Origin of the sequence: Clostridium sp. YIM B02555 (assembly GCF_022320955.1) — a bacterium.
GTDB classification, from domain to species: Bacteria; Bacillota; Clostridia; order Clostridiales; family Clostridiaceae; genus Clostridium; species Clostridium saccharoperbutylacetonicum.
In genome coordinates, this window is record NZ_JAKJJY010000024.1 from 92,331 (window position 1) to 104,725 (window position 12,395).

At 28.6% G+C, this 12,395-nt stretch carries 10 protein-coding genes; 9 read left to right on the top strand and 1 reads right to left on the bottom strand.

Going from position 1 to position 12,395, the window contains the following annotated elements; all coding sequences use genetic code 11:
* Nucleotides 1–134: 134 nt before the first annotated feature.
* From L3B98_RS24205 to L3B98_RS24215, 3 genes are all read left to right on the top strand, one after another.
* Nucleotides 135–1,646 (top strand): carboxypeptidase M32, encoded by a 1,512-nt coding sequence (locus L3B98_RS24205; protein ID WP_238918543.1) that lies wholly within the window; start codon nt 135–137, stop codon nt 1,644–1,646.
* Nucleotides 1,647–2,131: 485 nt separating this feature from the next.
* A complete protein-coding gene (locus L3B98_RS24210) occupies nt 2,132–3,040 on the top strand; it encodes a D-2-hydroxyacid dehydrogenase (RefSeq protein WP_238918544.1) in 909 nt (302 codons plus the stop codon).
* Between the two features lie 19 nt (nt 3,041–3,059).
* Complete coding sequence (locus tag L3B98_RS24215; RefSeq protein ID WP_015395643.1) at nt 3,060–4,316, top strand: DUF1015 family protein; 1,257 nt, start codon at nt 3,060–3,062, stop codon at nt 4,314–4,316.
* A gap of 183 nt (nt 4,317–4,499) precedes the next feature.
* Here the strand turns inward: L3B98_RS24215 and L3B98_RS24220 are convergent, their stop codons facing one another.
* Complete coding sequence (locus tag L3B98_RS24220) at nt 4,500–4,868, bottom strand: SRPBCC domain-containing protein (RefSeq protein WP_238918545.1); 369 nt, start codon at nt 4,866–4,868, stop codon at nt 4,500–4,502.
* Between the two features lie 182 nt (nt 4,869–5,050).
* Between L3B98_RS24220 and L3B98_RS24225 the strand changes: the two genes are divergently transcribed.
* From L3B98_RS24225 to L3B98_RS24250, 6 genes are all read left to right on the top strand, one after another.
* On the top strand, nt 5,051–5,641 hold the full coding sequence (locus L3B98_RS24225) for a TetR/AcrR family transcriptional regulator (protein WP_238918546.1): 591 nt from the start codon (nt 5,051–5,053) through the stop codon (nt 5,639–5,641).
* Between the two features lie 21 nt (nt 5,642–5,662).
* Entirely contained in the window at nt 5,663–6,484 is an 822-nt protein-coding gene (locus L3B98_RS24230) for a nitroreductase family protein (protein WP_015395640.1), read from the top strand.
* Between the two features lie 333 nt (nt 6,485–6,817).
* Nucleotides 6,818–8,824 carry a methyl-accepting chemotaxis protein gene (locus L3B98_RS24235; RefSeq protein WP_238918547.1) on the top strand — a complete coding sequence of 669 codons (2,007 nt, stop codon included), beginning with the start codon at nt 6,818–6,820 and terminating at the stop codon, nt 8,822–8,824.
* Between the two features lie 337 nt (nt 8,825–9,161).
* Entirely contained in the window at nt 9,162–9,845 is a 684-nt protein-coding gene (locus L3B98_RS24240; protein WP_238918548.1) for a hypothetical protein, read from the top strand.
* A 532-nt stretch (nt 9,846–10,377) separates the two neighbouring features.
* Entirely contained in the window at nt 10,378–11,571 is a 1,194-nt protein-coding gene (locus L3B98_RS24245) for a HAMP domain-containing sensor histidine kinase (RefSeq protein WP_238918552.1), read from the top strand.
* Nucleotides 11,572–11,575: 4 nt separating this feature from the next.
* Nucleotides 11,576–12,262, top strand: a complete 687-nt coding sequence (locus tag L3B98_RS24250; RefSeq protein ID WP_077366557.1) for a response regulator transcription factor — start codon at nt 11,576–11,578, stop codon at nt 12,260–12,262.
* The last annotated feature ends 133 nt before the right edge of the window (nt 12,263–12,395 follow it).

The following is a 12,395-nucleotide window of genomic DNA, read 5'->3' on the forward strand; positions in this document are numbered from 1 at the left end:
TATATTTAAAGCGGCTTTTCTTTTTCATAAAAATGTATAAGTTTATATCTAGATAAGCTTCGTTACTAAGAATATAATGGATATAGATATTAAGAACTTATTTGATAGCATAAGTTAAATAGGAGGGACACTTTATGAGAGAAGAAATAATTGAAAAGTTAAACGAAGTAAGAGCGCATATTACAAAAATTGAAGAATTAAATAAGTTATCTGCTCTTGCTTATTGGGATATGAAAATTTCTATGCCCCAAAAAGCCTTAGAGCAAAGATCTAATACTCTTGGATATTTAGCAGGTGAAATATTTAAACTATCAACAGGAAAGGAAGTTAAAGGCTTTCTAGATTACTTTATGCCTAAGTTGGATCAACTGTCACAAACAAATAGATCAATGATAAAAAAATTAAAGAAGGAATATGATGAAACAAAAAAGATTCCTGAAAAAACTTATAAGGAATATACAATAGCTAAATCCTTGTCTGAAGCAGCTTGGGAAGAAGCTAAGGAAAAGAATGATTTCAAAATATTTGAACCCCATTTGGAAAAGATGATTAATTTTAATGTAGAATTTGCAAAGTATTATGGATATAAGGAAAATGTATATGATGCTTTACTTAATAGATATGAAGAAGGAATGACTGTTAAAAAGTTAGATGAAATATTTGGTGAATTAAAAGAGGGGATACTAGATTTATTAAAATATATTGAAGCCAGCAATAAAAAGATAAACAGAGATTTTCTTCATGATAAATTCAAAATAAAAAAGCAAAAAAAGTTGAGTAAATATTTGTTGGAGTTAATAAAATTTGATGGAGAAGCGGGAATATTGGGAGAGACAACGCATCCATTTACACTAGACTTAGGAAATAAGGATGTTAGAATAACAACCCACTATCATGAAGATGATTTGCTATCAAATATATTTAGCGTTATACATGAAGGCGGTCATGGATTATATGAACAGCATATTTCTGATGAATTAATAGGAACTGGTCTTGAACATGGTGCATCTATGGGAATTCATGAATCACAATCTAGATTTTATGAGAATATAGTAGGAAGAAGTGAAGAATTCTTAAAAATAATATTACCATACATTAAAAAAGAATTTTCAAGCTTTAAGAAAGTTAAATTAAAAGAATTTTATGAAGCAGTAAACTATGTTAAACCATCCTTAATTAGAACAGAAGCAGATGAATTAACGTATAGTTTACATATAATTATAAGATATGAAATTGAAAAGAAATTAATAAATAGGGAAATAGAAGTTAAAGACTTACCAAGGATTTGGAATGAGAAGTATATGGAGTATTTAGGTGTTAAGGCAAAGTCAGACAGTGAAGGCATATTACAAGATATGCATTGGTCTGCTGGAGATTTTGGATATTTTCCAAGTTATGCATTAGGAAATATATATGCAGGTCAATTTCTAAATCAAATTTTAAAAGATAATGAATTAGCTATTACGGAATTAGAAAATGGAGATTTATCATATATAGATAATTGGCTAAAAGATAAGATCCATAAGTATGGAGCTAGATATACTCCAGAAGAATTAATTAAAAATGTAACTGGAGAAGATATTTCAACAAAATACTTCTTAAGATATTTGGACGATAAATATAAAAAAATATACACACCTTTATAAAGAGCAGCTATGCTGCAATACGGAACTTATATTAGCGATTTTTTGACCTGTTATTTATTTTCATGTGCCTTAAGTGAAACTAGAGTTATCTTAATATATAATAAGGTAACTCTTTTTAATAATTAGGCATATTTATGGGGGTTAAAATATAAAAACATAATTAAAATCATAATTTAACTGATAAACTATTGAATTTGGGATCAATAAGTAGTAGAATATAAAAAAATAAGTTTTAAGAATATACAGAAAATATTATAAATTTGGGGCTTAAAAATTTATAATATATAAAGGCTTTATTACAATTGCAGAAATTTAAAAGTTATTAAGAAATATAGTGAAATTTAGATTTATGCTATTTTTTTTAGGCCTGTAATTCAGATAAGTTTTATAGGATATCTAATTCTATAATAGTTTATTTTTGTGTGTCTTGAAATCTTATGCAAATAAAAAGCAATAAGTAATAGAAATCAAGGGGGATTTTTAAAATGATTAAAGTATTAACCAACGATGGATTAGAAAGTACAGCGATTGAGGCTTTAAAGGCACTTGGGGCAGAAGTTGTCAATGAACATTTTAATCAAGATGTACTAGGTGAAAAGTTAAAGGAATTTGATGCGGTAGTTATAAGATCAGCTACTAAGCTTACTGCCGATGTATTTAAGGCAGAAGAAGGTGGAAATTTAAAACTAGCTATTAGAGCTGGAGTTGGAATAGATAATATTGATATTCCAGCAGCAGAGAATAAGGGAGTAACAGTAAGAAACACTCCATCTGCAAGTTCAGATTCTGTTGCAGAACTTGCAATTGGTCATATGTTTGCATTAGCAAGATATATTGCTATAGCTAATTATACTATGAGAAATGGTGAGTGGAATAAAAAGAAATACGAAGGAACTGAAATTGCTGGCAAGACACTTGGTATAGTTGGAATGGGAAGAATAGGTCAATCTTTAGCTAAAAAAGCTACTGCTTTAGGAATGAAGGTTGCATATTATACAATTGAAGGTAAGCATGAAGATTTAGATTATGATTTTATAACATTTGAAGAGTTATTACAAACTTCAGATTTTATTTCACTTCATGTTCCATATGATAAGGCAGCAGGTTCATTAATTGGAAAGAAGGAATTACAATTAATGAAAAAGACAGTGTATCTAATCAACTGTGCAAGAGGGAAGGTTGTTGATGAAGCTGCATTACTTGAAGCTCTAAATAATGGGGAAATTGCCGGAGCTGGTATAGACGTATTTGAAGAAGAACCAACTAAAAACGAAAAATTAATAAACCATGAAAAAGTTAGTGTTACGCCACATATTGGAGCTGCAACCGAAGAAGCTCAAACAAGAATTGGTGAAGAAGTAGTTTCAGTAGTTAAGGAATTCTTTAATCTATAATGCTTAGGAGGAATTTTGGATGGCAGTAATTAAGGCATTTAAAGGAATAAGACCTGTTCAAGATTTAGCATCAAAAATAGCGGCTTTACCTTATGATGTAATGAATAGTGATGAAGCAAGAGAGATGGTAATAGGAAATCCACACTCGTTTCTTCATGTCGATAGACCAGAAATAGATTTAGACCCATCAATAGATATACATGATCCAAAGGTATATGAAAAAGCAAGAGAAAATCTTGATAGAATGATTACGACAGGAGAATTCACCCAAGATGAAAAACCTTGTTTATATATATACAGGCAGATAATGAATGGAAGATCACAAACAGGGATAGTATTCTGTGCGTCAATTGACGATTATATGAATAATATTATAAAGAAGCATGAATTTACTAGAGCAGATAAAGAAGAAGACAGAATTAATCATGTTGACTATTGTGATGCCAATACAGGGCCTATTTTCTTGACTTATAAAGAAGATCAAATTGCATCAGAGATAATTGAGGCATGGATTGAAAATGAAAGTAAAAGAAAACCTGTATATAATTTTGTTGCAGAGGATGGAATCACTCATATAGTTTGGGTTATAGATAATGATATTATTATAAGTGAATTAACTGATTTATTTAAGGAAATAGATTATTTATATATCGCAGATGGTCATCATAGATCAGCTTCGGCTGTAAAAGTTGGATTAAAGAGAAGAGCAGAAAATCCTAATTATACAGGAGAAGAAGAATTTAATTACTTCTTAGCAGTTGCATTTCCAGATAATGATTTAATGGTTATGGATTACAATAGAGTAGTTAAAGATTTAAATGGTTTGACTAAAGATGAGTTGATAGATAAACTTCAAGAAAAGTTTATTGTTACCGAATCAACTAGTGAGGAGCCACTTAAGCCAGCTAAAAAGCATACATTTGGGATGTATGTGGAGGATAAGTGGTACTTGTTAGAAGCAAAAGATGGAATATATGATCCAGAAGACCCAATAGATAGTCTTGATGTGGCAATACTTCAAAACAATGTGTTAACACCTATTTTGGGTATTGAAGATGTAAGAACATCAGACAGAATAGACTTCATTGGTGGAATTAGGGGACTTAAGGAACTTGAAAAAAGAGTTCATAAAGATATGAAAATAGCATTTTCAATGTATGCAACAGAAGTGCATGATATTATGGATGTTGCTGATATTGGAGAAGTAATGCCACCAAAATCAACTTGGTTTGAACCAAAGTTAAGAAGTGGATTATTTATTCATCAATTGAAATAGCTGTCCACGTCAAAAAATATTAAATACGTAATGGAATAACAAAATTCATAAAGAAAAAATATAGAGCATAAAATCAAGAAAACACATTCTAGTCTTCTTGATTTCATGCTCATTTTTTTATTCAAATGTGATGAGATGTTTATAAATTGGAATATAGTTCTTACGTGATAAGTGTCTACAAATTTATCTCGCAAATTTCCTTGATTTTTTATTCATTGAATCAAATCCATCTTTTGTATTATAAAGGGAATTCTTTAAAAGAGGTACTAATATACCATGAAATTTTTCACGTTGAATTAAAGTTGTAGTTCCATCGTTATTAGATATTAATTCAAATATATGTTCACCATCAAATAACCCTGGTATGAAAAGACGACCTAACCATCGGAGTTCCTTGTTAGGTGTAAACTTTAGAATAGTAGGCTTAAAGATCATACCATTAGAGTTAGGAGGAACAATTTTTACCTCAATTAATTTATTTATATTAGTATCTATTTTACAAAACTTATATTTTTTTATTAGAATTAGATATAATTTCAATCTTTTTATCAATTTAATCAATCGATTGATTAAAATATATTTATTTGAAAAGTTTTTGTCAATACTTTAATTAAGAAAAAGCAAATACTGTTTAATATATTTTATTACTTGACAGAAAAAAACTGAATGGTATACTGAATAATGTACTGTATGTCGTTCAGTTTTTGCTATGAGTTTTAAATATTACGGAAGAGGTGAGAGAAATAGGAGATAATGATGCTAAAGAGAGATTGATAAATGTAACTATCAAAATGATATGTGAAGGTAAAAAGCCGAGTGAAATTACTGTTAAAGACATTACTGAAGGAGCAGAACTTGGAAATGGAATGGTGAATTATCACTTTCAAAGTAAAGATAATTTAATTCGTGTGGCAATTAAAAAAGTTATGGGATGTGCAACAAGAAAGTTGGGAGAGAAAATAAGAGCTAAAGAAATTGTTTCTCCAGCAGAAAGGCTTTCTTTTATTTTAAAACAAGTGATAAATTTTATTGCAGATAATCCAGAGATATCTAAAATAGCAATTTTAGATGATTTAGAAAATAATCAAGGAACTGCGCATCTATTAAGTTCTGAAGAATCCTATAATAAATGCCTTAAAGAAGTTTTTAATAATGATATGCATAAGGTATGGACTAAAAATTATTTAATTGCTGGATATATAAATTACATATTTTTAAAAGCTAAAAATATAAAAAAAGAAATGGGCTTTGATTTTTATAATAAAGAGCAAAGAGAAAATGCAATTGAAAATTTAGTTAAAGAACTTATAAATTGTAATAAATAAGTATAAAGGAGTAATTTTAATATGATGATTGTTGATAATGAAAAATGTGTTGGGTGTGGACTTTGTGTTAAAGATTGTTTTGTTAGAGATATAGAAGTAGTTGATAATAAGGCTAAAATTAGAAATGTTGCATGCTTTAAATGTGGACACTGCATTGCTGTTTGCCCTAAGGGAGCAGTATCTACAGATGAGTACAATATGGAAGATGTAAAAGAATATAATGAAAATGAATTTAAAATAGATTCAGATAGATTATTAAATTTCATAAAATTTAGAAGAACTACAAGACAATTTAAAGATAAAGATGTTGAAGCAGAAAAGCTTAATAAGATTATTGAAGCTGGAAGGTTTACTCAAACAGGTACTAATAGCCAAAATGTTTCTTATATAGTAGTTAAAGAAAACATAGAACAACTTAAAGAAATGGTATTAGAAAGTCTTAAGGCTAGAGGAGAAAGTATATTAAATAACTTAAATGAGAAAACTAGACCATATAAGAGATATGCTCAAATGTGGATAAAAATGTATAATGATTATAAAGAAAATCCTGCAACTGGAGATAAATTATTCTTTAATGCACCAGCATTAATACTTGTAGTATCAGATAATACAGTGAATGCTAGCTTAGCTTCTTCAAATATGGAACTTATGACTAATGCTTTAGGGCTTGGAACATTTTTCAGTGGATTCTTTACATTGGCAGCAGAAGGAAATGAAAGCATAAGAGAATTACTTCAAATAGATGAAAATAAACAAATAGTTACTTGTATGATAATTGGATATCCAAATGTAAAATATGCTAGAACTGTACCAAGAAAAGATGCTGATATATCTTGGAAATAAACATATTAGAGATATTACTTTAAATTAGAAGACTGCTAAAAATGATTAAGTGCATTTTTAGCAGCCTTTTGATTAGAGCAACTTTTTTTAGTCTCAATCTTGTGTTGAATTTTATGCCATAAAGATTTTAGAAAAAATGAATTTAAGACTTAGTCCAATGATATTTAGAGAAAGAAATAGAGAAAACGTTTTTTGAAGAAAATTATAGGATTATAAAAAAGTGAAATTTATTGATTAATGTAGTAAAATAATAGTATTTGAGCATATGTAGTTTATTTATATTATATGCTAAATTTAGTTTGAAAATTTGAATTATTTGAAGGTGGTTAATACGTGAAGAAAAAAAGTAAGTTATTCAGAAAAATTGTAGCAGGAATTATTCCATTTATTGTTGTACCGGTATTATTGATAGGAGGAATTTCAGCCTATAAATCAAAGACTTCATTAGAAGATAATTTGAAAAGAACAAGTATACAAACAATTAATGAAGTTGATAAAGGATTTTCACAGTATCTGCAAGTATTAGGTACTCAGATAGATATAATAGCTAAGAATATGGATATACAAGATTTATCAAATCCACAGGCAGAGTATCCAACTATAGTTAAATATGTTCAAGGAATATTTAAAGATACTAAATCTTCAGTAAGTGGTGTTATTAATGCAGGTTTTGCAGGGGAGAATGGAGAGTTAGTATTAGATAGTGGTGTATTAACTTTAAAGGATTTGAATTATAAGGAAAGAGAATGGTATAAAAAAGCCAAGGAAGCAAATGGCAAGCTAATATATATTAAGCCTTATAAGGATGCTGTATCAGGAAAGAAAGTAATGACGGTTGCACAGGCAGTTAAGAGTGATTCGGGACAATTTATAGGTGTTATAGTAATTGATATGTCTCTTGATGCAGTACAAGAGTATGTTAGCAATATTGGTTTGTTAAAAACAGGATATGTTTTATTAGCAGATAGTGATGGAGATATTATAGTAAATAATGATAAAAATAAAGAGATAGTAGATAGCATTACTAATTTAGAATTCTGGGACTCAGCTAAAAAAGAGGATAAAGGTGTGTACACTTTTACAAGTAACGGAAATGTGTTTTATGCATGTCAACAAACTAATGAAAAAACAGGCTGGAAGCTTATAGGTATAATTGATAGCAAGGAAATAAAGGACAATGTAACATCTATATATGTAACTATGGCTACTGTTTCAATTGTGTTAATTATTGTTGGAATTGCTGTTGGGGTGATTGCAGCACTATATCTTATGAAGGAAATAAATAAATTAAAAGAAATTATTAACAAAGCTTCAAATGGAGATTTAAAAGAACGAATTAAAATTACAGCTAAGGATGAATTTAAAGAGCTTGGTGAGGATTTCAATAAAATGTTAGATAATTTATCAGGTTTATTGGAAAGTGTTCAGGATACTACTTCACATTTAGTTGAAGCGTCTGTTAATATAGCAAGTATGTCGGAAGAAACTACGTCTTCAGTTTCAGCAGTATCAAATGCAATACAAGAAGTAGCTAATGGTGCTACAAGTCAGGCACAATTTGCTACTGATATATCTACTAATGCTGAAGAATTATCCGATAGAATAGATGAAGTTGATAATCATACACATGAAATTAATAAGTTATCAAACAAGACAAAAGATCTAAGTAACCAAGGAATAGTTATACTTAGGGATTTAATAGACAAAGCTACAAATGCTAAGGAGAATTCTATCAAATCAGCAGAGATGGTTAATGGAATGATAGAAAGTATAAATAAAATTAATTATATTTCTGATGCAATAGGAAGTATTACAGAGCAAACTAATCTTTTAGCATTAAATGCAAGCATAGAAGCTGCAAGGGCAGGAGAAGCTGGAAAAGGCTTTGCAGTTGTTGCTGATGAAATTAGAAAGTTAGCGGAGGAGTCTAAAAATTCTACTGATGAGATAAAAGCTATTGTTTCTGAAATAAGTGTTAATGGAAATAATACAAAAGTTTCTATGGAGCAAAGTAAAGAGATATCTCAAGCTCAAGGTGAAGCAATAAAAGAAACAGAAGGCATTTTTAATAAGATAGTAGAATCTATACAACCTTTAGTTTCTTCAATCGACGATATAAAAATTTTAAATGAGAAAATGCATGAAAATAAGGAAAAAGTAAAATCTCAAATTGAAAACATAGCTGCAGTTTCAGAAGAATCAGCATCTATATCAGAAGAAGTTACTGCTTCAGCTCAACAAGTAAGTGCTACTATGGATGAACTTACGCAATATGCAAGTAGCCTTGAAGGCATTTCAGATGAATTGAAAGGGAAAATAAGTAAATTCAAATTGAAGTAATAATATAAAGACAAGTATCTCTAATAGCTATATATTAGGGAGACTTGTTTTTTTGATTAAATTAAAGTATGTTACTTCATAAGATATAAATTTCTAAAAGTACTTGATAATAGAATTATTGTGGTGAAGAAGTACATAATAGATGATACTTTCATATTATTTTAAGATTGTTTATAAAATTTTTAAAATTGCTTTAAAGGATTTTTAAAGTTAGATTTTATAATGAATTCATAACAACAAGGAAAACATTAAAAAGCTTAAACAGAGATAACAGACTATTAAATTTAAAAGAGTTTTTTAAGATAGGTTTCCTTGATGAGTTTAGGAGGCGTTATAAATGAATAAAATTAAAGTATTACATGATGTATTTAAAACAATGAAGGAAAAGGAAGTTTTTAAAGGAAAATTTAAATTGGAAGCAACTAAAGGAGATGTTAAGGTATTTTCATTTTCTAACGAATTTGAAACCAATACTAAAAGTGGAGAAACAAAAGCTAATGTAAATGTTGATGTAGATGCAGAAGGTAAAAAAGTAAAACATGAAAGTATTTCTGAATTTAATATAAAGGATTGTCCGCATCATGGATTCCATAGAGGAATGCATATGCATAAGCATGGAATGCAAATGAACGGAATGCATGGTCATGGTGGAATAAAAAGTAAGCTTTCAAAAGTTACTTTTATATTAAATTTACTAAATAATGTACAAGTTGAAGAATTAGATGAAAAATCTATTATATCTTTAGAGTTAAAAGAAGTATTTAAAGAAATTAAGGATATGCATAAGGAATGTCATAAAGGAATGGATGAAGAAAAGATAATGGAGCATATAAAACAAATGAAGGAAGGCAATGAAAGAGGTTTTCATAAGCATCATGAATTTATAAAAAAATTATTATGTTCTGAAAACAGTGATCCAGTATTGAAGATATATGCTAATAAAAATAATGAAGTTGAGAAAATTGAAATTTCATCTAAGGGTGAAGATACTGTAAATGGATTATTAGAATTGGTTTGGTAATATAGATATCCAAAGCAAGAATTAGACATATGCGGAACTTACCGAAATTAAACACATATTTATTACAGCGGACTAATGAAATTTTCGCTGGATGGGTTCTAAGTGGAAGGATGCACCCATTTCTGCATGTTCCTAAAGTAAATTTATGACAAGCAGAAAGTGGAACAACCTTCCACTAATAACCATCACAGCTTAATTTCATATGCCGCTTGCACAAATATGTATGTAATTTCTAGTGTAGTGTTACGATTATAATTTCTCAACGATGTATGTATATTCCACTTATAAGTTTGATTCTTAAATTGGATATCTACAGTAAAAACTATACTTTTATTAAAGAAATAAAATAGACAGGGGTATGCGTTTATACCAGTGGGTATGAAATTCTAGAATGGCATACTCCTTATTTTTATAATAGTTATATTAATATGATAAATAAATCGATTGAAAATTGTTTTGTAATGTTATAATTATTGTGATAATTAAAATTAATTTTGAGGTGGTGGACAAGATTAGAAGATTTAGAAGAAGAATGTATTCCAAGTTTCAGAATAAATTTCACCAAGAGCATGAGGAATATTTTGAGAAACTCAATGAATTAAATAAAATACGTAATGAATTATTCTACGAGCATAGAAAATTGTATCATGAATCACATCATAAGCAATTTAATGAATTTAAAAAAATACACAGATATTTAAGATGGATGAGGCCTATAGGACTATTAATAAGTATTGTATTAATTTTTTGCATATTTAAGTTCGTTAATGTGGAAGCAATCACTATATTTTTTGGAGCAGTTTTTATCATTCATCAAATTTTTCAGACATATATTACCATGAGAATGGAAAAGAGAATTATGAGACCGATAGAAAAATTAAAAGATGGAGTGGAACAGATAGCTAAAGGTAATTATGATGTAAAGATTGATAATGAAATACATAATGAAATTGGACTTTTAATATATGATTTTAATAAAATGGCTGAAAGCTTAAAGAATTCTGAAAAGCTGAAACTGGAATATGAAGAAAATAGAAAAGCACTTATAGCAAATATCTCTCATGATTTAAAAACACCTATCACTTCAATTAACGGATATATTGAGGCCTTAGTTGATGGGGTGGTTACTTCACCAGATAAGGTAAATAATTATCTAAATATAATTCATAATAATACTGTTTATATAAATAATCTTATTGATGATTTGTTCTTATTTTCAAAATTAGATATGCAGAAATTAGATTTTAATTTTGAAATAGTGAAAATAAGGCCATTCATGAGAGATCTTATGGAAGAATTTGAGTTTATTCTTAAAGAGAAAAATATTGAATTCAAATTTGAAGACAAGTTAACTGAAGAATTAGAGGTTAATATAGATGGAAAAAGAATGTATCAAGTTATTAGAAATGTTATAGGTAATGCTGTAAAGTATGGGGATCAAGAAAATGCTGTAATAGAAGTAAGATTAAACAATGAAGCTGAATGGATTAAAGTAGAAATAAAGGATAATGGCCCTGGAATTCCAGAAGATAAACTTTCAAATATATTTAATAGATTCTATCGCATAGATACTGAACGTACAAAAGATTTTATGAGTACAGGTCTAGGGCTTGCAATTGCAAAGGAAATGGTAGAAGCTCATGAAGGAAAAATTTATGCAACTAGTATTATGGGGCAAGGAAGTATTTTCACAATAGAACTTCCAATAAGCAACAAAAAGGAGTAGGTCTATGAAACAAATATTAATTATTGAAGATGATATAAACATTGCAGAATTAGAAAAAGAATATCTTCAATTAAATGGGTATAAAGTAGAAATAGTTCAAGATGGAAATCAGGGTTTAAAAAGAGCACTTATGGGTATATTTGATCTCGTTATTGTTGATTTAATGCTTCCTGGTAAAGATGGATATTCAATAGTAGAAGAAATTAGAAAAAAATATGAAATACCAGTAATAATTGTTTCAGCAAGAAGTGAGGATATTGATAAGATAAAAGGATTGGGATTTGGAGCTGATGATTATTTAACCAAACCTTTTAGTCCAGCAGAATTAGTAGCCAGAATAAAATCTCATATGATTAGATATGAAAGATTATCAGGAAATAAAACTCAAGCCAGTGTTATTACTCACAAAGCTTTAGAGATAATGACAGATTCTCATAAGGTTTTCGTAAATGGAAAAGAAGTTATTCTAACCACAAAAGAATATGAACTTTTAGTTTTTTTAGCTTCTAATCCTAATATAGTTTTTACTAAAGATCAACTATTTGATAGAATATGGGGAGAAGGGTATTTTGGAGATACAGCAACTGTAGCTGTTCACATACAAAAGTTAAGGAAAAAGATTGAGAAAGATCCTGGAAACCCAGATTATATTGAAACTCTTTGGGGAACAGGGTATAGGTTTAATTCATAACTTTAACTGCGGAAAATAAAAGGTTATATTTTTAGAGCATTTATGTTAATTTATAAATGCTTTTTTATTCTTTAGGAAATTATATTGTTGGACAATCTGTGGATAACTTTTGAAACAGACTAATCAACTAGGT

Excerpts from the sequence above, each read along its gene's own strand:
- L3B98_RS24210 (WP_238918544.1), top strand. The coding sequence starts at position 2,132 with ATGATTAAAGTATTAACCAACGATGGATTAGAAAGTACAGCGATTGAG.
- L3B98_RS24250 (WP_077366557.1), top strand. The coding sequence starts at position 11,576 with ATGAAACAAATATTAATTATTGAAGATGATATAAACATTGCAGAATTA.
- L3B98_RS24205 (WP_238918543.1), top strand. The coding sequence starts at position 135 with ATGAGAGAAGAAATAATTGAAAAGTTAAACGAAGTAAGAGCGCATATT.
- L3B98_RS24215 (WP_015395643.1), top strand. The coding sequence starts at position 3,060 with ATGGCAGTAATTAAGGCATTTAAAGGAATAAGACCTGTTCAAGATTTA.
- L3B98_RS24240 (WP_238918548.1), top strand. The coding sequence starts at position 9,162 with ATGAATAAAATTAAAGTATTACATGATGTATTTAAAACAATGAAGGAA.
- L3B98_RS24230 (WP_015395640.1), top strand. The coding sequence starts at position 5,663 with ATGATGATTGTTGATAATGAAAAATGTGTTGGGTGTGGACTTTGTGTT.
- L3B98_RS24245 (WP_238918552.1), top strand. The coding sequence starts at position 10,378 with ATGTATTCCAAGTTTCAGAATAAATTTCACCAAGAGCATGAGGAATAT.